Origin of the sequence: Microbacterium sp. Leaf159 (assembly GCF_001423615.1) — a bacterium.
In the GTDB taxonomy this organism is placed as follows: Bacteria; Actinomycetota; Actinomycetes; order Actinomycetales; family Microbacteriaceae; genus Microbacterium.
The window spans coordinates 50,989-73,303 of sequence record NZ_LMOU01000001.1; the positions used below are offsets into that span (position 1 = coordinate 50,989).

19 protein-coding genes are annotated in these 22,315 nt (G+C 68.3%); 15 read left to right on the plus strand and 4 right to left on the minus strand.

Annotated elements, in window-relative coordinates; genetic code table 11:
• Positions 1-98 precede the first annotated feature (98 nt).
• Both ASF80_RS00250 and def read left to right on the plus strand, forming a co-directional pair.
• Entirely contained in the window at positions 99-1,658 is a 1,560-nt protein-coding gene (locus ASF80_RS00250; protein WP_235559976.1) for a MinD/ParA family protein, read from the plus strand.
• Positions 1,658-2,149, plus strand: a complete 492-nt coding sequence (def, locus tag ASF80_RS00255; protein ID WP_056306959.1) for a peptide deformylase — start codon at positions 1,658-1,660, stop codon at positions 2,147-2,149. Before ASF80_RS00250 ends, def begins: the two co-directional genes overlap by 1 nt.
• A gap of 63 nt (positions 2,150-2,212) precedes the next feature.
• Here the strand turns inward: def and ASF80_RS00260 are convergent, their stop codons facing one another.
• Positions 2,213-4,045 carry an AMP-dependent synthetase/ligase gene (locus ASF80_RS00260; protein WP_056306961.1) on the minus strand — a complete coding sequence of 611 codons (1,833 nt, stop codon included), beginning with the start codon at positions 4,043-4,045 and terminating at the stop codon, positions 2,213-2,215.
• A gap of 151 nt (positions 4,046-4,196) precedes the next feature.
• On the opposite strand from ASF80_RS00260, the gene ASF80_RS00265 reads away from it, so the two are divergent.
• Complete coding sequence (locus ASF80_RS00265) at positions 4,197-4,895, plus strand: lysophospholipid acyltransferase family protein (protein ID WP_056311564.1); 699 nt, start codon at positions 4,197-4,199, stop codon at positions 4,893-4,895.
• Positions 4,896-4,933: 38 nt separating this feature from the next.
• Positions 4,934-6,274 (plus strand): class II 3-deoxy-7-phosphoheptulonate synthase, encoded by a 1,341-nt coding sequence (locus ASF80_RS00270; RefSeq protein ID WP_056306963.1) that lies wholly within the window; start codon positions 4,934-4,936, stop codon positions 6,272-6,274.
• A gap of 103 nt (positions 6,275-6,377) precedes the next feature.
• Here ASF80_RS00270 and pknB read toward each other — a convergent pair whose 3' ends face one another.
• Entirely contained in the window at positions 6,378-8,324 is a 1,947-nt protein-coding gene (pknB, locus tag ASF80_RS00275) for a Stk1 family PASTA domain-containing Ser/Thr kinase (protein WP_056306965.1), read from the minus strand.
• A gap of 79 nt (positions 8,325-8,403) precedes the next feature.
• Positions 8,404-9,597, minus strand: coding sequence for a LysM peptidoglycan-binding domain-containing protein (locus ASF80_RS00280; RefSeq protein ID WP_235559837.1), 1,194 nt, complete (start codon positions 9,595-9,597; stop codon positions 8,404-8,406).
• A 221-nt stretch (positions 9,598-9,818) separates the two neighbouring features.
• On the opposite strand from ASF80_RS00280, the gene ASF80_RS00285 reads away from it, so the two are divergent.
• The gene (locus ASF80_RS00285; RefSeq protein WP_414845667.1) at positions 9,819-10,163 is read left to right on the plus strand and encodes an Rv2175c family DNA-binding protein; all 345 of its coding nucleotides are present in this window, start codon (positions 9,819-9,821) and stop codon (positions 10,161-10,163) included.
• Between the two features lie 26 nt (positions 10,164-10,189).
• Here ASF80_RS00285 and ASF80_RS00290 read toward each other — a convergent pair whose 3' ends face one another.
• Positions 10,190-11,290 (minus strand): polyprenyl synthetase family protein, encoded by a 1,101-nt coding sequence (locus ASF80_RS00290; RefSeq protein WP_056306967.1) that lies wholly within the window; start codon positions 11,288-11,290, stop codon positions 10,190-10,192.
• Between the two features lie 85 nt (positions 11,291-11,375).
• Between ASF80_RS00290 and ASF80_RS00295 the strand changes: the two genes are divergently transcribed.
• The 10 genes from ASF80_RS00295 (at position 11,376) to ASF80_RS00340 (ending at position 22,296) form a co-directional block, all read left to right on the plus strand.
• Positions 11,376-11,747, plus strand: coding sequence for a DUF3040 domain-containing protein (locus ASF80_RS00295; RefSeq protein ID WP_056306969.1), 372 nt, complete (start codon positions 11,376-11,378; stop codon positions 11,745-11,747).
• Between the two features lie 298 nt (positions 11,748-12,045).
• Entirely contained in the window at positions 12,046-12,477 is a 432-nt protein-coding gene (mraZ, locus tag ASF80_RS00300) for a division/cell wall cluster transcriptional repressor MraZ (protein ID WP_056306971.1), read from the plus strand.
• Positions 12,478-12,594: 117 nt separating this feature from the next.
• Complete coding sequence (rsmH, locus tag ASF80_RS00305) at positions 12,595-13,533, plus strand: 16S rRNA (cytosine(1402)-N(4))-methyltransferase RsmH (RefSeq protein ID WP_056306973.1); 939 nt, start codon at positions 12,595-12,597, stop codon at positions 13,531-13,533.
• On the plus strand, positions 13,530-14,117 hold the full coding sequence (locus ASF80_RS00310; RefSeq protein WP_056306975.1) for a hypothetical protein: 588 nt from the start codon (positions 13,530-13,532) through the stop codon (positions 14,115-14,117). Before rsmH ends, ASF80_RS00310 begins: the two co-directional genes overlap by 4 nt.
• 39 nt (positions 14,118-14,156) lie before the next feature.
• The gene (locus ASF80_RS00315) at positions 14,157-15,938 is read left to right on the plus strand and encodes a peptidoglycan D,D-transpeptidase FtsI family protein (RefSeq protein WP_056306977.1); all 1,782 of its coding nucleotides are present in this window, start codon (positions 14,157-14,159) and stop codon (positions 15,936-15,938) included.
• A gap of 28 nt (positions 15,939-15,966) precedes the next feature.
• The gene (locus ASF80_RS00320; protein WP_056306979.1) at positions 15,967-17,379 is read left to right on the plus strand and encodes a UDP-N-acetylmuramoyl-tripeptide--D-alanyl-D-alanine ligase; all 1,413 of its coding nucleotides are present in this window, start codon (positions 15,967-15,969) and stop codon (positions 17,377-17,379) included.
• Complete coding sequence (gene mraY / locus ASF80_RS00325; RefSeq protein WP_056306980.1) at positions 17,376-18,488, plus strand: phospho-N-acetylmuramoyl-pentapeptide-transferase; 1,113 nt, start codon at positions 17,376-17,378, stop codon at positions 18,486-18,488. Before ASF80_RS00320 ends, mraY begins: the two co-directional genes overlap by 4 nt.
• Complete coding sequence (gene murD, locus ASF80_RS00330) at positions 18,478-20,016, plus strand: UDP-N-acetylmuramoyl-L-alanine--D-glutamate ligase (protein ID WP_056306982.1); 1,539 nt, start codon at positions 18,478-18,480, stop codon at positions 20,014-20,016. Before mraY ends, murD begins: the two co-directional genes overlap by 11 nt.
• Positions 19,985-21,223, plus strand: a complete 1,239-nt coding sequence (gene ftsW, locus ASF80_RS00335; RefSeq protein WP_056306983.1) for a putative lipid II flippase FtsW — start codon at positions 19,985-19,987, stop codon at positions 21,221-21,223. The genes murD and ftsW overlap by 32 nt, the downstream gene beginning before the upstream one ends.
• On the plus strand, positions 21,220-22,296 hold the full coding sequence (locus ASF80_RS00340) for a UDP-N-acetylglucosamine--N-acetylmuramyl-(pentapeptide) pyrophosphoryl-undecaprenol N-acetylglucosamine transferase (protein WP_056306986.1): 1,077 nt from the start codon (positions 21,220-21,222) through the stop codon (positions 22,294-22,296). Before ftsW ends, ASF80_RS00340 begins: the two co-directional genes overlap by 4 nt.
• Positions 22,297-22,315 lie beyond the last annotated feature (19 nt).

The following is a 22,315-nucleotide window of genomic DNA, read 5'->3' on the forward strand; positions in this document are numbered from 1 at the left end:
ACGCTGACGACGACGACGACGACGACGAGGACGAGGACGAGCCAGCTTCTGCTTCTCTGCCCGACCGCTCGGCCGAGCCCGAAGTCGACACGGTGGCTGTGCCGAACATCGAAGTAGAGAATGACATCGAGCCCGAGCCCGAGCCCGAGCCCGAGCCCGAGCCGGAGCCCGTAGCCGAGGCTGAGTCGGCCGCGGATGTAGCCGAAGCCGAAGTCGACCCCGCCGGCGATTCCGAGATCGCGCCCGCCTTCGAGGAAGAGCGGGAGCCGGAGACCGAGCCCGTCTCTGAGACAGACTCTGAGGTCGAAGCAGTGACTGCCTCGGAGCCGGAGAATGCCTCCGAGCCCGAGCCCGAGCCCGAGCCCGAGCCCGAGCCCGAGCCCGAGCCCCGGATCACTCGTGAGCGCGCGATCGAGCGCGATTCCCCTGCGTCGACGCCAGGCGCGTCTGCCTCCGCCACGGCCGACCCCACGGGCACCGACGTGGTAGCCCAGGAGGCCGCGGCTGCTGCGGCATTCATCGCGAGGGCGCGCGCCGACCTCGACGCCGGACGCGGCTCGCGCCGCTCGGCGGCCGCGGCATCACTCGCCAAGAAGGAGAGCCAGCCAGTGGAACCATCCAAGAACGTGCCGGCCCCCGCACAGGCCACCCGCGCCGGCCGCGCCGAGGTTCAGCTCGCGTCGAAGCGCCTGGACGACCTCGGGGACTCGTCCCGCGAGAGCGCCGACCTGCTCACGGCGGATCGGCTGCTCGATCCGCACCGACTCACCAAGCCGGAGCCGGAAGGCGCCTGGAGCCACTTCCTCTACACGATCTCCGGCCGTCGGATCAACATCGGCGACGGCAAGCGCGCGCGTGAGCGCAAGGCGCTGAGCGCGAGGATCGCCGCCCCGATCATCGGGGGCGCTCGATTCGTCCCCGTGCTGTCGCGCAAGGGCGGCGTCGGAAAGACGACGATCACCGCGCTGCTCGGCATGGCACTCGCGGATGCGCGTGACGACCGAGTCATCGCCGTCGACGCGAATCCCGATCGCGGCACGCTCGCCGAGCGCGTCGTGCGCCCTCACCACAACAAGACGGTGCGTGACCTCGTGCGCATCCACGACGAGGTGCGGGGCTACCACGACATCTCCGCGATCGTCGCTCGCGATGCGACCCGACTCGACGTGCTCGCCTCCGATTCCGACCCCCGCATCGCGGAGGCGTTCAGCGACAGCGACTACCGAGATGTAGCCGGCGTCGCGGCCCATTACTACTCGCTGGTCCTGACGGACACGGGGACAGGCATCGTCCATTCGGTGATGTCGGCCACGCTCGACCTCGCCGATCAGCTCGTGATCGTGTCGGGGCTCAGCGTCGACGAGGCTCGCCTCGCATCCGAGACCCTCACCTGGCTCGAGAGCAACGGTTACGCCGAGCAGGCGCGCGATGCGGTCGTGGTGCTGAACCAGTCGACGCCCGGGGCGCCGCTCGTGCGCCTCAACGAACTCGAGGCGCACTTCCGTACGCGCGCGAAGAACGTGGTGCGGATGCCGTATGACGCTCAGATCGCCGGCGGCGGAACCATCGTGTTCGCGAACCTTCAGCCCGAGACGAGGGTGGCCGCGCGCGAGCTCGCCGCACTGCTCGTCGAGGGCATCCGGTCGAAGGGCGCCTGATGGCGGTTCGCGAGATCCGGGTCTTCGGAGACCCCGTGCTTCGTACCGTGTGCAGCCCGATCGACGTCATCGACGACGGCGTGCGCGCCCTGGTGACCGATCTGATCGACACCGTGGAGGTTCCGGGGCGCGCAGGCGTCGCGGCTCCCCAGATCGGAGTCGCCGTTCGGGCCTTCAGCTACAACATCGACGGTGATATCGGCTACGTGCTCAATCCGGTCCTGACCGAGGTGCGCGGCGAGCCGGTGCCGACGGGGGAGGGATGCCTGTCCGTTCCCGGGCTCTGGCACGACGCGATGCGTCACCCCTGGGCCCGGGTCGAGGGAATCGACCTCGACGGCTCACCTGTCGTGCTCGAAGGCGATGGCCTCCTGGCTCAGGCACTGCAGCACGAGACGGATCACCTCGACGGCAAGCTCTATCTCACGCGACTGGATGCCGAGACGCGCAAGCGCGCGATGCGCGAGGTGCGCGAGAGCGACTGGTTCTGAGCGTTCGACACATAGGAGAAGGGCCCCGCCGGAGCGGGGCCCTTCTCATATGTGCGGGTCGTCTCAGCCGCCGATGGCGACGTTCGTCGTCGAGACGGGCTCGTCGTAGATGGCGGCGATCTCGTCGGCGAAGTCGTTCATGATCACATTCCGCTTGATCGAGAGCTTGGGCGTCAGGTGTCCGGATGCCTCGGTCCATTCGCTGTCGAGGATCGTGAACTTGCGGATCGACTCGGCGCGGGAGACGCGGGCGTTGGCGGCATCCACCGCCTTCTGGATCTCGGCGCGCACCGCGTCGTTCTTCGCGGCGACCGTGAGCGACATGTCCTTGTCGAGTCCGGCGTTCGCGAGCCACGTGGGCAGCATCTCGGAGTCGAGTGTGACGAGCGCCGAGATGAACGGTCGCTGGTCGCCGACGACGACGACCTGGCCGATGATCGGGTTCGCGCGGATCGGGTCCTCGAGAGCGGCCGGTGCGACGTTCTTGCCGCCTGCCGTGACGATGATCTCCTTCTTGCGACCGGTGATCGTGAGGAAGCCCTCGGAGTCGAAGCTGCCGATGTCGCCGGTGTGGAACCAGCCGCCTTCGCTGAAGGCCTCCGCAGTGGCCTCGGGATTGTTCCAGTACTCCTTGAACACGTTGATGCCGCGCACCTCGATCTCGCCGTCGTCGGCGAGCCGCACCCCGACGCCGGGGAGAGCGGGGCCGACGGTGCCGATCTTCGACTTGTCGGCGAGATTCACGGTCGCAGGGGCCGTGGTCTCGGTGAGGCCGTAGCCCTCGAGGATCACGACGCCGAGGCTGTGGAAGAAGTGACCGAGTCGCGCGCCGAGCGGAGCTGAGCCCGAGACGGCGTAGACGATCCTGCCGCCCATCGCCTCACGCAGCTTGCTGTAGACCAGCTTGTTGAACAGCGCGAACTTGAGCCGGGTTCCGAACGGGACGCTCTTTCCCTCTTCGACCAGCTTGGAGTGCTGGATCGCGACGTCGGCCGCCGCGCGGAAGATCTTGCCCTTGCCGCCGGCCTCGGCCTTCTGCTCCGCCGAGTTGTAGACCTTCTCGAACACGCGCGGCACGGCGAGGAGGAAGGTCGGCTTGAAGGAGCCGAGCGCCGGCAGCAGCTGACGCGTGTCGGGCTGATGCCCGGTGCGGACGCCCGCGTGGATGTTCAGGATCGAGATGAAGCGCGCGAAGACGTGCGCGGTCGTGATGAAGAGCAGCGTCGAGGAACCGGGCGTCTGGACGACGGCATCCAGCGCCTTGGCGGAGTTGCGGGAGAGCTCGACGAAGTTGCTGTGCGTGAGCACGCAGCCCTTGGGGCGACCGGTGGACCCGGACGTGTAGATGAGGGTGGCGATGTCGGAGCCGACGGCGATGTTGCGGAGGCGCTCGATCTCGGCGTCCGGCACGGACGCCCCCTGCGCCGTGAGCGCGTCGATGGCGCCGAGGTGAAGCTGCCACACCTCGCGGAGCAGCGGGAGGTCGCCACGGACCTCGTCGAGTCGGGCGAAGTGCTCGGGGGACTCGACCATGACGGCGATCGCGCCCGAATCCTCGAGGATCCACTGGATCTGCGACGGCGAGCTGGTCTCGTAGATCGGCACCATCACCGCGCCGGCGTAGAAGAGCGCGAAATCGACGAGAGTCCACTCGTAGGTGGTGCGGGCGAGGAAGCCCACCTTCTCGCCGGGCTGGATGCCGGCGGCGACGAAGCCCTTCGCGAGAGCGATGACCGCGGTCTGGAAGTCGGCGGCGGAGATGTCGCGCCAGCCCTCTCCGTCGGGGACGGCGAACAGAGGGCGATCCGGAGTCGCCTCGACGCGCTTGGCCAGCAGGTCGGCGATGTTCGCATCGGGATCGGCGGGGACGACGGCGGGGACTTCAAACTGGACCACGGCAGCTCCTTCGGTACCGGTCGGGCACTGGGTTGCACACGAGTCTAGGGCATGACACCGGGTCGCACATCTGATGACACTGAGTCGCCTTTCTCGGTCGACCGGAACCGAGCGCTGGCGGATCGTCATCACGGCGCTAGACTTCACCTCGATGTTCTACTGGCTGATGAAGTACGTCGCGATCGGACCCGTCGTCAAGGCCGTCTTCCGACCGTGGGTGGTCGGGCGTGCGAACATCCCGGCGAACGGCGCGGCGATCCTCGCCAGCAACCACCTCTCTTTCGCGGACTCGATCTTCCTGCCGCTCATGATCGATCGCCCCATGTCGTTCCTCGCCAAGAGCGACTACTTCACAGGGCGCGGCATCAAGGGGTGGGCCACGAAGTTCTTCATGAAGGCCACCGGCCAGATCCCGATCGACCGCTCGGGCGGCAAAGCCTCCGAGGCGTCTCTGAACACCGGACTGCAGGTGCTGGGGCGGGGAGACCTCCTGGGCATCTACCCCGAGGGCACCCGCAGCCCCGACGGACGTCTCTACCGCGGCCGCACCGGCATCGCCCGGATGGCCATGGAGGCGAAGGTCCCCGTCGTCCCCGTGATCATGGTCGACACGGACACGGCGATGCCGATCGGTCAGCGACTGCCACGCGTGGTTCGCGTCGGGATTGTCATCGGAGAGCCTCTGGACTTCTCTCGCTACGCGGGAATGGAGAACGACCGATACATCCTGCGCTCGGTCACGGACGAGATCATGGTCGCCCTTCAGCGGCTGGGGGAGCAGCAGTACGACGACGTCTACGCGTCGACCGTCAAGGACCGTCTCCCGGTGCGCGTCACACGGCGCTCCTGAGGCATCTCGGCTCCGCCGCGCGCACTAGGCTGGACTTCATGCTCCAGCACCACATCGACGCGCTTGACGCGTGGCGCTCGCTCCCGATCAAGCAGCAGCCTCAGTGGCCCGACGCCGAGCGCGTCTCCGAGGTCTCGACGCAGATCGCAGCGCTTCCGCCCCTGGTGTTCGCCGGCGAGGTCGACAACCTCCGCGACCGTCTCGCACGCGCAGCATCCGGGCGGGCCTTCCTGCTCCAGGGTGGCGACTGCGCAGAGACGTTCGCCGGCGCCACCGCCGATCAGATCCGCAACCGGATCAAGACCGTCCTGCAGATGGCGGTCGTGCTGACGTATGGCGCATCGATGCCCGTCGTGAAGATGGGCCGCATGGCCGGTCAGTTCGCCAAGCCCCGTTCCAGCGACACCGAGACCCGCGGCGACGTCACGTTGCCCGCGTACCGCGGCGACATCGTGAACGGCTACGACTTCACCGAGGGCTCGCGTCGTGCCGACCCGGGCCGTCTGCTCCAGGGGTACCACACCGCCGCCTCGACGCTGAACCTCATCCGCGCCTTCACGCAGGGTGGCTTCGCCGACCTCCGCGAGGTGCACTCCTGGAACAAGGGCTTCGCCCAGAACCCGGCCAACCAGCGCTACGAGCGCATGGCCGCCGAGATCGATCGCGCCATCAAGTTCATGGAGGCTGCCGGCGCCGACTTCGACGAGCTCACCCGCGTGGAGTTCTTCACGGGCCACGAGGGTCTGCTGATGGACTACGAGCGTCCGATGACGCGCATCGACTCCCGCACGGACACGCCGTTCAACACCTCGGCGCACTTCCTGTGGATCGGTGAGCGCACGCGCGAGCTCGACGGCGCGCACATCGACTACTTCTCGAAGATCCGCAACCCCATCGGCGTCAAGCTCGGCCCGACCACGACGCCCGAAACGGCTCTGGCTCTGATCGACAAGCTCGACCCGAACCGCGAGCCCGGACGACTGACGTTCATCACGCGCATGGGCGCGGGCAAGATCCGCGACGCTCTGCCGCCGCTGCTCGAGGCCGTCCGCGACTCGGGCGCGCAGCCGCTGTGGGTCACCGACCCGATGCACGGTAACGGCATCACGACGCCCACGGGTTACAAGACGCGTCGCTTCGACGACGTCGTCGACGAGGTACGCGGCTTCTTCGAGGCGCACCGCGCCGCGGGCACGTTCCCCGGCGGCATCCACGTCGAGCTCACCGGTGACGACGTCACGGAGTGCCTCGGCGGATCCGAGCACATCGACGAGGCCGCGCTCGCGACTCGCTACGAGAGCCTCTGCGACCCGCGTCTGAACCACATGCAGTCGCTCGAGCTGGCCTTCCTCGTGGCTGAGGAGCTCGAGAAGCGCTGACCCGCGCCCCTGAGAACACGAACCGCCCTTCCCGAGATCGGGGAGGGCGGTTCGTCGTTGCGGAGTCGCGTGCGACTACGCAGTCGCACGCGTGACCCGGAGATCAGCCGCTGAGCTGGATCGAGAGCTTGACGTTGCCGCCGCGGGGGAGCTGCTTGTCGGCTCCGGGATCCTGGGCGGTCACGCGCGCCAGGTCGGCGAATCCGGGCAGATCGCCCCAGGCGGCGTAGCTCGAGGTGAAGCCGGCGTTCTCGAGGATGCCCTTGGCCTCGACGAGGGTCTTGCCCGAGACGTCCGGAACCGGGAACAGCTCCGGCCCCTTCGAGACGATGAGCTGCACAGTGTCGCCGGGGCGCCAGTTGCCTTCTTCGGCGCGATCGGCGACCCCGACCACGAGGTCCTTCGCGACCGACTCGCTGAAGACGGACTGGACTTCGCCCGCGACCAGGAGCTGCTTCTCGGTGAGTGTGTTCGTCGCCTGATCCACCGACATGCCGGACACGTCGGGGAAAGCGCCGGCCGAGACGTAGAGCTCGACCGTGTCGTCCTCGAGAAGTTCGCAGCCCTCGGCGCAGGCATAGACCTCGCCGCCGTCGCGCGGGGTGACGAAGGCGTTGATCACGCGCCCGGCGTCGGCATCGGAGAACAGCACCAGTGACGTCTCGGTCGTGTTGACCTTGATGCCCGACAGATAGTCGCGGGCCTCCTGCTCGGTCTTGCCGTTGAGGGCGTCCGCCGTGTGCGAGGCGGGTCCGGTGGAGACGTACACCGTGACCTCGGCGCCCTTGTCGAGCCGCTCGCCTTCGTCGGGATCGGTGCGGATCGCCTGATCCCTGGCGACATCGATCGAGTTCTCCTCGCCGCGGACGGGAACGAATCCCTCTGCGGTCAGGGCGTCGGCTGCGGCCTCGTACGAGAGGCCTGCGACCCCCGGCACGGCGACGAGGGAGCCGGGCCCTGAGCCGAACCACCAGCCGACGCCGCCGGCGACGGTCGCGAGGAGCAGCACGAGGGTCAGCAGGAACGCTCCGCGTGCGCGACGCCTCGATGATCGGCGACGCAGGAGGGTGGCGTTGTCGACGGCCTCCGGCACCGGGGTCGTCGGGTCGGCGATCACCATCGTGCTCGGCATGACCTTCGTCAGGTCGGCCGAATCGGCCTGGGATCGCTGCGAGGTGGTCGCAGCCGCGACGGCGGGGGCGATGCCGAGGCCTCGCTCGATCTCGCGCAGACGCTCGAGCATCTGCCCGGCATCGTCCGGACGCTCGTCCGGGGACTTCTCGGTCGCCCACAGCACGAGCTCGTCGAGCGGCTCGGGAACCCCGGGGTTGCGCACACTCGGGCGCGGCACGGATTCGGTCGCGTGCTGGAAGGCGATCTGCATGGGCTGCTCGCCCTTATAGGGCTGCTCGCCGACGAGCATCTCGTAGAGCATGATGCCGAGTGCGTAGATGTCGCTGCGGGCGTCTGCGGTGCCTCGGGTCACGAGTTCGGGGGCGAGATAGGCGATCGTCCCGAGAAGCTGCTGCCCGGTGGCGGTGTTCGCAGTCGTCGCGCGCGCGAGCCCGAAGTCGCCGATCTTGATGCGTCCGTCCTCGGCGAGCAGCACGTTCTCCGGCTTGACGTCGCGGTGGACGATTCCGGCACGGTGAGCGGCGGAGAGACCGGCGAGCACCGCATCCATGATCGTGATGGTCTGGGGGATCGTGAGCCGCTTCTGCTCGCGCAGGAGCTCGCGCAACGTGATGCCGGGGAGGTACTCCATCACCAGGTAGGCGAGCTCGCCGTCCTGGCCCTGGTCGAACACGTTCACGACGTGCGGGTCGGCCAATCGAGCAGCCGCACGTGCCTCCTGGATGAAGCGGCTCTGGAAGGCAGAGTCGTCGCTCAGGTGCGCGTGCATGACCTTCAGGGCGATGCGTCGCTCGAGCCGCAGATCCGTCGCCACGTACACGGTGGCCATGCCGCCGCGTGCGATCCGGGCGCGTACCCGATACCGACCGTCGACAAGCCGCCCGATGAGGGGGTCGGCCTGCTGATTGGTCGTCACGTCAAGATTCTATGGAGAACTGCCTGAAAGCTTGGGGAGCGGCTCGCCCCTGGACCCTGCGGGTTTGCCCGGAAGAGGGTCACCCGTGAAGGCCGAGCCACTGGTGGGCCTGGGTCTCCCACTGGCCGTAGCGCTCGGGATAGGCCGAGATCTGCACCGCCTGCGCCGCATCCGTGAATCGCATGCCCTCCCAGCCGGTGATGTCGAGAAGCCCCCGGGAGCCCTGCCCGTTGGGGTCGGATGCGCCGCCGAAGAACACACGGGTGCTCCGGTCGGCGTCGATCGCCTGCTCCGGTGTTCCCCAGCCCATGCTCGGTCGCTGCTGGAACAGTCCCAGTGAGTCGCGGTCTCCCCATGAGAGGTTCCGCAGGCTGGATTCGACCATGGCGGTCGCGAGGGCGATGGCGATCCCGCGATCGGAGACTCCGAGATTCCGCCCGACGCTGATGATCAGGTGGGCGTTCGCGGCCTGCTCCGCATCGAGATTCGCGAACAGTTGGCCGGGTGGCGCGGTCGCAGCGGCGGGCGCCGGTGCCGGTGCGGTGACCGCGGCGGCAGCGGCGACGACGATGCTCTGCCCTGGGTAGATGATCGAGCCCGAGCTCAGTCCGTTCATCGCGTAGAGCTGCGCCACCGACGTGCCGTATCGCTGAGCGATCCCGAAGAGCGTGTCGCCCGCGACGACGGCATGCGTCTGCCCACCGGTCGCCACCGGGGCGGGGGCCGCGGGGGCGACGGTCACCGGTGCGGGGGTCGAGGTTCCCGAGAGCGCGAGCTGCTGGCCGGGGTAGATGACGGATGCTCGGGTGAGGCCGTTCGCTGCCAGCACGGCGTCGACGCTCGTGCCGTACCGCTGCGCGATGCCGAACACCGTGTCGCCCGCGGCGACCACGTGGGTCGCCGTCGCGGGGGCTTGAGCCGGGGGAGCGGCGGGTGTCACGGGCGCGGACGCCCCGGCGAGGGACAGCGTCTGCCCCGGGTAGATGACGGATCGCCAGGTGAGCGCATTCCACGTGAGCACATCGACCGTGCGAAGGCCGAAGCGATTCGCGATCGACGAGATCGTGTCGCCGGGCTGCACGGTGTAGGCGGCGGGGGGCGCCTCTGCCGTCTTGACCTGAGTGGCGCTCGACTGGAGTCGCTCGATGGGCGGCGTGACGGCGTCTGCGGACGCGGGCACGACCGCGATCGCGCCAGACAGTGTGCCCAGCACCGCGGCGGGCACTCCGAGCTGGAGATAGCGCGTTCGGCGCGCGACAGCATGCGTTCTCAAGGTGGTCTCCCTTGTTCGGCGTCTGCCCACGCTGACACGTATGTAAACGGAAGTCAACAGAAGTGACGGGAGATGCCACTGTGACGAATGGGACGAAAGTGAATCGATGGACCGGCAGAAATGCGGCGACCGCGAAGAGATGAGATAGTTGCAACGTGTCTGTTCCGTCTGAAAGCAAGCCGTCTGAAACCTCGCAGTCCGAGACCGCGTCCGAGAACAGCGTGACCGCTTCCGGCGTCACCGCCACCGAGTGGTTGACGATGCCCGATCTCGTCGAGGTCCTCGACGAGGCGCTCGGCCGTGTTCGTCGACTCATCGACGACCACTACCTCGTCGGGTCGCGTCGCTCCGGCGTCTTCGCGGTCCCCTCGGTGTTCATCGTCGACGGCCAGCCGCTGTCCTCGCTACGCGGAACGATCATCGTGCTGCAGGATGCCGGGTTCAGCGATGACGAGGTCATCGACTGGCTGCTCGCCCCCGAGGAGGAGCTGGGTCGTTCGCCGATGGCCGCACTCCTCGCCGGCCACAAGAGCGCGGTCCGCCGCGTCGCCCGCACCCTCGCCTGAACCGGCGAGCCTGCTCGGAGCCCCGTTCAGGCTGACCGGACGGTCGCCGCACGCGCGAGATCGCGCAGGTCGCCCACGGCCGCGTTGTCGAGACGCGCGCCCGAGAGCGCACGGTCGGCATCCTTCGCATAGACGTCGATCATGCGCTCGACGCGATCGAGCGCACCGGAACCCGAGATGGTCGCCTGGAGGAACGCGACCTGCTCGGTTGTGAGGTCAGGGTCGCCGAGCATCTCGTCGAACAGATTGCGCGCCGACGTGTCGAGCGTCTCCCTGGTGAGCGCGACCAGAACCGTGCGCTTGCCCTCGCGCAGGTCGTCGCCCGCCGGCTTTCCGGTCACGGCGGCATCCCCGTAGACCCCGAGGACGTCGTCGCGCAGCTGGAACGCCATGCCCACAGGGTGGCCGAACCGGCGCAGGGCGTCGAGCTGATCGTCGGCACCGCCGGCGATCGCCGCGCCGAGGACCAGGGGCTGCTCGATGCTGTAGCGCGCCGACTTCAGCGAGACGACGCGCAGAGCACGCTCGACATGCGAGTCGGTCGCGTGCACGCTCCATGCGGACTCCTCGGCGATGTCGAGGAACTGACCGACCGTCACGTCTCGACGCATGCGACCGTATTCGCGGCGTACGGCCGCGGCGTGGGGCAGCGGATCGATCGCATCCTCGAGCAGGTCGTCGCTCCAGGCCACGAGCAGGTCGCCGAGGAGGATCGCGGACGAGCGACCGAACGCCGCCGCATCGCCGACCCACCCGGCCTCACGATGCGTCGATTCGAGGGCTCGGTGCGCTGCGGGGCGACCGCGGCGCGTATCGGAGTTGTCGATGAGGTCGTCGTGCACGAGGGCGGCCGACTGGAAGATCTCCAGAGCCGCGCAGACGTCCCAGAGGGCGGTCGATTCCTCGGCGCCGCGATCCGTGAATCGGGCGACGGCCTGCCACCCGGCATGGCAGAAGCGTGCGCGCAGGCGCTTGCCCCCGACGAGGGTGTCGGACGCCGAGTCGAGGAGGCCCGTGGCGTCGGGCCCGTAGTCGATCGACTCCTCCCTCATCCGGTCGAGGAAGAGCCGCAGGCGAGCGGCGACGGCGTCGGAGACGAGTGTGGGGGACGGCACGACTCCCAGCATACGTAAAGCCAAACGGGGGCCTTACGGCTAGCCCCGACCGACATACCGCGCGTAGAATGGATGGACGATACCCGAGGGGGACGAAATGCCACTCTCCGAACAGGAGCAGCGTCTGCTCGACGAGATGGAACGCCATCTCCTCCACAACGACGCCGACGTCGTGAGTGCGCCGTCAGGTGACCGCGCACTCAGCTACCGCAATCTCGTGTACGGAGCCCTGCTGCTCCTCGCAGGTGTCGGCGGGTTGATCGTCGGTGTCGTGCTCGGCGACGTGTGGGGTGTCGTGGTCGGCGTCATCGGATTCGCCGCGATGCTCGGCGGCGTGATGCTCGCCGTCACCCCGGTTCGCAGGCCTCTCTCCGCCGTTCCCCGTGAGCGGGCGCCCAAGCAGAAGAGCTCGGCATCCTTCATGGATCGCATGAACGACCGCTGGGATCGCCGCCAAGACGGTCAGTGACCCCCACCTCCTCTTCTTCGAAGGCCCGGATGCTCTGAGCATCCGGGCCTTCGTCGTTTCCGGCCCCGGACGCGGGTGAGGATCTGCTCTGCGCTCGCGAGCGAGCGCTTTCCGCCACTGGTGCTCCACCGCCCTCCACTCATCCTCCACCTCTCTCCACCGCGTGATCACGCGGAACTTCGGCGTGCCTGCATCCGCTCGGGCGGTCAATCCGTGGATTGACCGTAGGTTTGTGGAGCAAAGTGGAGTAAAGTGGGGCGCACCTCGAGTTGGCCGGACGCAGAGGGGGTGATGGCTGATGTTGCTGGGAACGCATTCTCCGAAGTTGGACGACAAGGGACGGGTCATCCTTCCCGCGAAGTTCCGCGAAGACCTCGGTGGCGGCATCGTCGTCACACGAGGGCAGGAACGCTGCCTCTACGTCTTCAGCACGGCCGAGTTCGAGGCGATGCACGAGCGGATCCGTCAGGCGCCGCTCGCGAACAAGCAGGCGCGTGACTTCATGCGCCTGTTCCTCTCCGGTGCGAGCGCGGAGATGCCAGACAGCCAGAACCGCATCACCATCCCCGTGCACCTTCGTCAGTACGCGGGCCTGCAGAAGGAACTCATCGTCACCGGTGTCGGCGCTCACGCCGAGATCTGGGATGCCGAGAGCTGGAACACCTACCTCGCAGCCGGCGAGGAGACATATGCCGATCTCGAGCAGGAGGTGATCCCGGGACTGTTCTGACCACGGCTGTGATGCCCCGCCGCTCCTGCCCCGACACACTTCCCCGGTGCCGGGTCGAGAAGCGGAGGGGGATCAGGGCCCTGGTCTCCGACTTACAGAGGTCACCCGAGAAAGATCATGAACCTCCGCGACATCCACACCCCCGTACTGCTCGACCGCTGCGTCGAGCTGCTCGCTCCCGCCCTGCAGGCCGACGGAGCGGTGCTCGTCGATGCCACTCTCGGCATGGGCGGTCACTCCGAGGCTCTGCTCGAGCGCTTCCCGAACATCCGTCTGGTCGGTCTCGACCGCGACACCGACGCGCTGCGCATCGCGGGGGAGCGGCTCGCCCGCTTCAAGGATCGGGTCACGCTCGTGCACACCGTGTACGACGAGATCGGACTGCACGCTCAGGGCGCGGCCGGCATCCTCTTCGACCTCGGCGTGTCGTCCCTGCAGCTCGACGAAGCCGACCGCGGCTTCGCCTACTCGAAAGATGCTCCGCTGGACATGCGGATGGATCAGACGAAGGGCGTCACCGCCGCAGAGGTCATCGCGACTTACAGCGAAGGCAACCTCCGTCGCATCTTCGAGCGCTACGGCGAGGAGAAGCTGGCCGGCCGCTATGCGCGATTCATCATCGCCGCACGCGAGAAGCAGCCGATCACCCGTTCGGGAGAGCTCGTCGAGATCCTTCAGGCCGCCACTCCTGCTGCGGCTCAGCGCGCAGGGCACCCCGCGAAGCGCGTGTTCCAGGCGCTGCGCATCGAGGTCAACGCCGAGCTCAACGTGCTCGCCGATGCGATCCCCTCGGCCATGGACGCACTCGCGGTCGGCGGACGCATCGTCGTGATGTCGTACCAGTCGCTCGAGGACCGACTCGTGAAGCAGGCCTTCGCCGCAGGTGCGGCGTCGACCGCTCCGCGCGGTCTGCCCGTCGAGCTGCCGGAGCACGCGCCCCGCTTCAAGATCATCACCAAGGGTGCCGAGCTCGCGGATGACGACGAGCGCGCCAGGAACCCCCGTGCGATTCCGGTGCGACTGCGTGCTGCAGAGAAGCTGCGGGAGACCTCATGAGCCTGAACGCGCTGGCACCCCAGCCCCGCTCTCTGCCTGACGCACCGTCACGTGCGCCGCGTCGTCGCCTCGAGCCCGTCACGGGAACGCCGGCCCGCCGCAAGCCGAAGCTCGCCTATGCGCTCATCGCCGTCGCGGGTGCTCTGGCGATCGGAGCCGTGCAGATCGGCCTGTCGCTCGCGATCACACAAGACTCGTTCACGCTGGCGAGCCTCTCGTCCGAGCAGCACGAGCTGGACCTCCGCACGAATGCGCTGCAGGAGGACCTGACCGGTCTCAGCTCGCCGCAGTCCCTCGCGACGGGAGCCGCTGCGCTCGGCATGGTGGTCGCCGGCTCGCCGGCCTACCTGCGGCTCAGCGACGGTGCCGTCTTCGGCCAGGGGACAGGCGCGGTCGGAGCATCCACCATCGATCCGAACGGCGCAGGCGCGGTGAGCAACGCGCTGCTGAACGACGTGCCGGTGAACGCCTCCACGGAGGATGACGCCACGCCGGACGCCACGCCGGACGGTACTGCAGAGCAATCCGCCGAGGAGTTGCCGCCGGCCATCACCGACGGGCTCCCGAGCCCCAGCACCCGCTAGCCGGATCCACCGACCATCACGACCTGACGGAGAGAGTCCATGACGACACGAGCCACCCGGACGCCCCGGCGACGCACGGTCGTCGCGCTGGCCGTGATCCTGTCGATCCTCGCCGCGTTCGTCGTGCGCCTGGTCGACATCCAGGTGGTCAAGGCCGACGAGCACGTCGCCCAGTCGCTGGAGTTCATCGCACACGGCACCGCCATCCCCGGACAGCGCGGATCCATCGTCGACGCCGACGGCGCGGTGCTCGCCGAGAGCGTCAACGTCTACGACGCGCAGCTGAGCCCCCAGGTGATCCGACTCCTCGAAGAGGACGAGAAGAACCCTCCTGAGCTGCCGTGGGCCGAGGCATCCACCCGCATCGCGGACATCATGGGACTGGATGCCGAGAAGCTCCGCGCCGACGTCGCCGCAGCGCTGGCCGCGAACCCCGACTCCCAGTACCTCCCGCTCGTGAAGGGGCTCAGCACCGAGAAGTACATCGAGCTGCGCGACCTCAAGATCTCGTCGTACCTCACGATGAAGCCGCGCGAGGTGCGGGTCTACCCGAACGGCGCCGTCGCCGGAAACCTCCTCGGCTACCTCAACGGTGCGGGCGATGCGCAGGCCGGCGTCGAGAAGATGGACGAGAAGTGCCTCGCGCCGACCGACGGCGAGGAGTCGTACCGCACCGGCAAGAACGGCGTGGTCATCCCCGGCAGCGAGAGCAAGATCGACGCCGTCGACGGCGGCGCCGTGCAGCTCACGATCAACAGCGACCTGCAGTGGTACATGCAGCAGATGATCGCCGAAGAGGCGCAGACGCAGGGCGCCAAGGGCGGCACGGTCACCGTCGTCGAGGTCGCCACGGGCAAGATCCGAGCGGCCGCGGAGTGGCCGACCATGGACCCCAACGATCTGGACGCCTCGTCGTCCGACACCTGGGGCAGCAAGCTCTTCACCTATCCGTTCGAGCCGGGCTCCACGTTCAAGCCGGTCACAGCCGCGGCCATCATGGAGAACGCCGGAGTCACGATGACGAGCCCCACGGTCGCGGCATCGTCGAAGGAGAAGTTCGACAACGGCGCCGTGATCAACGACGCGTTCGTGCACCCGACCTTCCAGTACACCCTCGCCGGCGCGCTCATCGACTCCTCGAACGTGGCGCTGTCGAAGTTCGGCACCATGGTGAGCCCCGATGTGCGTTATGACTACCTGCAGCGCTTCGGCGTCGGCACCAGGACCGTGGACTTCCCGGACGAGGCGGGCGGCCTGCTGCACCCCACGAGCGAGTGGGACAACCAGTCGCTGTACACGACCACGTTCGGACAGTACTTCACCGTCACCGCCCCGCAGCTCGCCGGCGCTTACCAGGCGATCGCGAACGGCGGAGAGAAGATCGGCCTGTCTCTGATCGAGTCCTGCACGACGCCGGACGGCACGGTCGTCACTCCGGAGGCCGCGGCGCACGACCAGATCATCAAGCCCGAGACCGCCGCCGACCTGACGCGGATGCTCGAGAACGTCGCCGTCCAGGGCGGCAACGCCGAGCGCATCCAGGTTCCCGGCTATCGCGTGACCAGCAAGACCGGTACCGCGCAGATCCCGGACGGCAACGGCGGATACAAGGCGGGCGTGTACTACACGAGCATGGTGGGCTTCGCTCCCGTCGATGACCCGCAGTACGTCGTCGTGGTGACTCTCGACGAGCCGACTAGAGTTACATCGTCTGCTGCTACCGCGTCGGCCTTCCAGAAGGCGATGACCCAGACCATGAAGACCTACCGCGTGATGCCGTCCTCGACTCCGATGGACGCACTGCTTCCCAAGTTCGAATAGACGGCGCCCCGCCGCGCCTGGAGACGTCATGATCGCCCTGTCGCTTGCTGAGATCGCCACCGTCCTCGGGGGTGATCTCCGACTCGCCGGTACCGCGACGGCCGAGACCCTCGTCGACGGCGTGGTCGACACCGATTCGCGCAACATGGCGCCCGGATCCGTTTTCGTCGCGAAGCCGGGGGCCGAGACCGACGGGCACCGCTTCGTCGGCTCCGCACTGGCCGCCGGCGCCGCGCTCGCGATCGTCGAGCATCCGGTCGATGACGAGATCACGCAGATCGTCGTCCCGAGCGCCGTCGGTGCGCTCGCCGATCTCGCGCGAGAGGTCGTGGCGCGCGTGCGTGCCGCGGGACACCTCAAGATCGTCGGCATCACGGGTTCGAACGGCAAGACGACGACCAAGAACTTCCTGGCGCGCATCCTCTCCGGCGAGGGAGAGACGGTCGCGCCCGTCAACTCGTTCAACAACGAGGTGGGCGCTCCGGTGACCATGCTGCGGGTCACGCACGGCACGCGGTTCCTCGTGAGCGAGTTCGGTGCGGACGCGCCGGGCAGCATCGCCCGCCTCGCGGGCCTCGTGGAGCCGGACATCGCCGTGGTGCTGATGGTCGGCATGGCGCATGCCGGAGGATTCGGAGGAATCGAGTCGACGGCGAAGGCCAAGTCCGAGCTCGTCTCCGCCGCCATCCCCTCGGGGACCGCCGTGCTCAACGTCGACGACCCCCGTGTCGCGGCGATGCGCGAGCTCGCGGTGTCCCGCGGCATGCAGGTGGTCGGCTTCGGTCAGAGCGCCGCGGCGGATGTGCGAGCCCATGACCTCGAAGTCACCGCGTCAGGCACCTCCTGTGTGATCGAGGCCGCGGGGGAGCGGCTCCCGCTCCGGCTGCAGGTCCTCGGTGCGCATCACGTCGGCAACGCCCTGGCCGCCATCGCGGCTGCGCGTGTGCTGGGTGTCACGACGGCAGACGCGATCGCTCGTCTCGAGACGGTCGAGATCGCCGAGCGCTGGCGCATGCAGCCGATGGGCAACGAACGGGTGCGCATCATCAACGACGCGTACAACGCGAGCCCGGACTCGATGGCCGCGGCGCTGCGCACCCTCGCGCAGATCACCGGCCCCGACGAGCGGACGGTCGCCGTGCTCGGTGCCATGAGCGAGCTCGGCGAGACGGCGGGTGAGGAGCACGACAGGATCGGTCTGCTCGCCGTACGGTTGAACATCCAGCGGATCGTGGTCATCGGCCCCGAGGCACGCCGCCTCTTCATCTCCGCGATCGGCGAGGGCTCGTGGGACAGCGAGGCCGTGTTCTTCGCAGACCAGGGTTCCGCGTTCGAGTACCTGCGCGGCGAGCTGCGCGACGGCGACCGCGTGCTCGTGAAGTCATCCAATTCCGTGGGGCTCCGGCACCTCGGCGATCGTCTGGGAGAATTGTTCTCGTGAGATCTCTCATCATGGCGGCCGCCATATCGCTCGCCTTCACTCTCTTCCTGACTCCCGTCTTCCTCCGGCTCTTCCGGAAGTGGGGCTGGGGGCAGGTCATCCGCACGCCCGAAGCGATCGAGAACCCGAGCCACGAGGCGAAGCGGGGAACCCCGACGATGGGCGGCGTGATCTTCATCGTCGGAACCATGGTCGGCTACTTCACCGGGACATACGTCGGTGGCGGGACGCCCTCGACATCGGCGCTCCTCGTCATCTGGCTGATGGTCGGATTCGGTGCCGTCGGCTTCATCGACGACTACATGAAGGTGCGCAGTCAGCGCAGCCTCGGGCTCTCGGGCTGGCGCAAGATCATCGGCCAGCTGCTGGTGATCATCCCGTTCGGCATCATCGCCCTGAACTTCCCGAACTCGTACGACCAGACACCGGCATCCGGCTCGATCTCGCTCTTCCGCGACATCCCCTGGCTGAACCTCTTCGCCTTCGCCGCGATCCTCGGCTGGGCTCTGTACCTGCTGTGGATCTCGGTCATCGGCGTGGCGACGTCGAACAGCGTCAACCTCACGGACGGGCTCGACGGCCTCGCTGCGGGAGCCGGAGTCATCGTCGTCGGCGCGTACAGCCTGATCGCCTTCTGGCAGTTCAAGCAGTCCTGCGTCGGCGAAGGCGTCGAATCGGCGGCCATCGGCGGATGCTACGAGGTGCGCGATCCGTTCAGCCTGGCGATCATCGCCGCGTCGTTCGCCGCCAGCCTCATCGGCTTCCTCTGGTGGAACGCCCCCAAGGCCAAGGTCTTCATGGGCGACGTCGGCTCGATGGCGATCGGCGGCGTGATCACCGCCATGGCGATCCTCACCCGCACCGAGCTGCTGCTCTTCGTGATCGCCGGCGTGTTCGTCCTCGCGTCCGGCTCGGTCATCCTGCAGCGTGCCTACTTCAAGGTCACTCGCGGCAAGCGTCTGTTCCTGATGAGCCCCTTCCACCACCATCTCGAGATGCGCGGGTGGTCAGAGGTGACGATCGTCGTGCGGATGTGGATCATCGCAGGACTCCTCGCCGTCTCGGCCGTCGGACTCTTCTACGTCGAATGGCTCACGCGTGTCAGCTGAGTCCAGGCTCGCGACGCTGACCAGCTGGCGCTCCGACTGGTCGGGTCTGCGGGTCGCCGTGCTCGGACTCTCGATGACCGGCTTCTCGGTGGCCGACACGCTCACGGAGCTCGGTGCCGATGTGCTCGTGCTCAGCGAGTCGGCCGAGCAGGAGTATGCCGACCTTCTGCCCGTGATCGGCGCACGCCTCGAGCTGGGTTCGCTCGCCGAGGTGCCCGAGTCGCTCAGCGACTTCGCACCGGAGGTGGTCATCGCCTCTCCCGGCTTCTCTCCCGTGCACCCCGTGATCCGGTGGGCGCAGGAGTCCGGCATCGCGATCTGGGGTGACATCGAGGTCGCCTGGCGCGTGCGAGACAAGGTCACGCGCGCCGACGGCACTCCGGCCGACTGGGTGCTGATCACCGGCACCAACGGCAAGACCACCACGACGCAGCTGACGGCATCCCTCCTCGTCGAGGGCGGGCTGCGTGCGGCCCCGTGCGGAAACATCGGCGTGCCGGTGCTGGATGCCGTGCGCGACCCCGAGGGCTTCGACGCGCTCGTCGTGGAGCTCTCCAGCCACCAGCTCTGGTACCTCGGGCAGTCCAGCGCAGAGGGGCAGCTCTTCCCGCACGCGTCGGTGTGCTTGAACCTCGCGGACGACCACCTCGTATGGCACGGCAGCGCCCAGGCGTATCGCGACGCGAAGGCGATCGTCTATCGCAACACCCGCGTCGCCTGCGTCTACAACAAGGCCGATGAGGCCACCCGGCTCATGGTCGAGGAAGCCGAAGTCGTCGACGGCGCACGCGCCATCGGCTTCGACCTCGGCATCCCCGGGCCTAGCGACCTCGGCGTGGTGGAGGGACTGCTCGTCGATCGGGCGTTCCTCGACGATCGCGCGACCAGCGCTCTGGAGCTGACGACGGTCGCCGACCTGCAGGCCGTCGGCCTCGCCGCGCCGCACATCGTGCAGAACATCCTGGCGGCCAGCGCGCTCGCGCGTTCGCTCGGGGTGGAGCCCGAAGCCATCCACACAGCCCTCCAGTCCTTCCGACTCGACGAGCACCGCATCCAGATCATCGCGCGCCACGCCGGCATCACCTGGGTCGACGATTCCAAGGCGACGAATCCGCACGCCGCTGCCTCATCGCTGCGTGCCTACCCCGGTGCGGTCTGGGTCGTCGGCGGAGATCTGAAGGGCGTCGACATCGCCGATCTGGTCGCATCCGTCGGCTCGACGGCCCGCGCAGCCGTCGTGATCGGTGTCGAGCGCACGTCCGTCGTCGCGGCATTCGAGCGACACGCGCCGGGGGTGCCGGTATTCGAGGTGGATGCTGGCGAGACTGGTCACGTCATGAATCGCGTCGTGGAGATCGCCGCGGGGATCGTCGAGGGCGAGGGCACAGTTCTGCTGGCCCCCGCAGCGGCATCCTTCGACCAGTTCTCCAGCTACGCGGATCGCGGACACCGCTTCGCCGAGGCGGTGCGGGACTGGATAGACCGGGGGAGCGCCGATGACGCAGGTCGCACGCCCCCCTCGGTCTGAGTCCGGCCGCACCACGTCGGGGGGCCTCGCCGCCCGTGTCTCCCTCGGGAGGCGGTTCACGCCGGTCTCGACCGAGTTCCTGATGATCGCGTCGGCGGCCCTGATGCTGACGATCTTCGGACTCGTGATGGTGCTCTCGGCGACGAGTGCGACCGCGGTGTCCAAGGGTGAGAACCCGATGGACGGCGCGCTGCGCCAGGGGATCTTCGCCGTCCTCGGCATCCCGCTGATGTTCCTGATCTCGCGCCTGCCCATCGCGTTCCTCAAGCGCATGGCGTGGCCGGCGCTTTTCGGCTCGATCGCCCTGCAGATGCTCGTCTTCACGCCCCTCGGCATCGAGGACGGCGGTAACCGCAACTGGATCATGATCGCCGGGTTCACGCTGCAGCCGTCGGAGTTCCTGAAACTCGCGCTCGCGCTCTGGGTCGGGTACGTCCTGCTGCGCAAGCAGACGATGCTCGGGACCTGGCACCAGGTGTTCATCCCGGTGGTCCCGGTCGGGGCCCTCGCCATCGGCACGGTCATCGCCGGAAAAGACCTCGGCACCGCGATGGTGCTGGTCATCGTCCTGCTCGGCTGCCTGTTCTTCTCCGGCGTGAAGCTGCGGCTGTTCATCCTGCCGGTGCTGCTCGGCGTCGTGGCGGTCATCGCCCTCGCCGTGACGAGCCCGGACCGCATGCGACGCATCACGGCCACGTGCTCAGACATGTCGGCCTACAGCACCGACTGCTACCAGTCGATCCATGGGATCTGGGGCATGGCCTCCGGCGGCATCTTCGGCGTCGGGCTCGGAAACTCGCAGGAGAAGTACGGCTGGCTGCCCGCCGCCGGCAACGACTTCATCTTCGCGATCGTGGGGGAGGAGCTCGGGCTGATCGGGTGCATCGTCGTCCTCGCGCTCTTCACCCTCTTCACGGTCGGCGCCTTCCACATCATCCGCAAGACGGACGACCCGTTCATCCGCGTCGCGGCCGGTGGCATCACCGTCTGGATCACGGGGCAGGCCGTGTTCAACATCGGCGTCGTCATCGGGCTGTTCCCCGTCATGGGCGTTCCGCTTCCGTTCATGTCGCAGGGCGGCACGGCGCTCCTCGCGGTGCTCATCGCCTGCGGCGTCCTGCTGTCCTTCGCGCGCACTCTCAAGGTCCCGGAAGCACGTGCGGCTGAGCGGACCCCTTCGGCAGGGCGGGGTAGGGTCACACGGTGACCACGTACCTTCTCGCCGGCGGTGGAACCGCCGGTCACGTCAATCCCCTGCTCGCCGTCGCCGACGGACTGCGCGCCCGCGAAGCCGATGCGACCGTCCTGGTGCTGGGCACGGCGGAGGGCCTCGAGTCCCGACTCGTCCCCGCCCGAGGATACGAACTCCTCATCGTCGACAAGGTGCCGTTCCCTCGTCGTCCCAACAGGCAGGCGGCGGCATTCCCCGGCCGTTTCCGTCGAGCGATCGCCCAGGTGCGTGCGCACATCCGCGCGCACGGGGTCGACGTCGTGGTCGGTTTCGGCGGATACGCCTCCGCCCCCGCCTATGTGGCCGCCCGCCGAGAGGGTGTGCCTTTCGTCGTGCACGAGGCCAACGCCAAGCCGGGCCTCGCGAACGTGCTGGGTGCGCGTCGCGCCGCGGCGACCGGAGTCGCCTTCGGCGGCACGAAGCTGCGCGGCGGCGAGGTCGTCGGCATGCCGCTGCGCCGTGAGGTCATCGAGCTCGACCGCGCTGCTGCCCGCGACGAGGCCGCAGAGCACTTCGGGCTCGACGCCTCTCGCCCGGTCCTGCTCGTGTTCGGAGGATCGCTCGGAGCTCAGCGCCTGAACGAGGCCCTCGCCGACTCCTGGGGCGATGTCCTCGCCGCAGGATGGCAGCTGCTGCACGTCACGGGCGAGCGCAGCGACCTCGCTGATCCCGAGGTTCCCGGATATGCGCTGCGCCGCTACGTCGACCGCATGGATCTCGCGTTCGCCCTCGCCGACCTCATCGTCTCGCGCTCCGGGGCGGCGACGGTCAGCGAGATCAGCGCGCTGGGCATCCCGGCGCTGTACGTGCCGTACTCGGTGGGCAACGGCGAGCAGCGGCTCAACGCGGCATCCGCCGTCGCCGCCGGCGCCGCACGTCTGCTCGACGACGCCACCTTCGACGGAGACGCCGTGCGGCGCATCGTGATCCCCGTGCTGAAGGACCCGCAGCGGCTCTCGACGATGGCGGACGCCGCAGGTCAGGTGGGCACGCGCAGCGGCACCGAGAATGTCATCGCGCTCGTCGACCGGGCCCTCGGGCTCGTCTGAGTCCGCCGCAGACACGGCT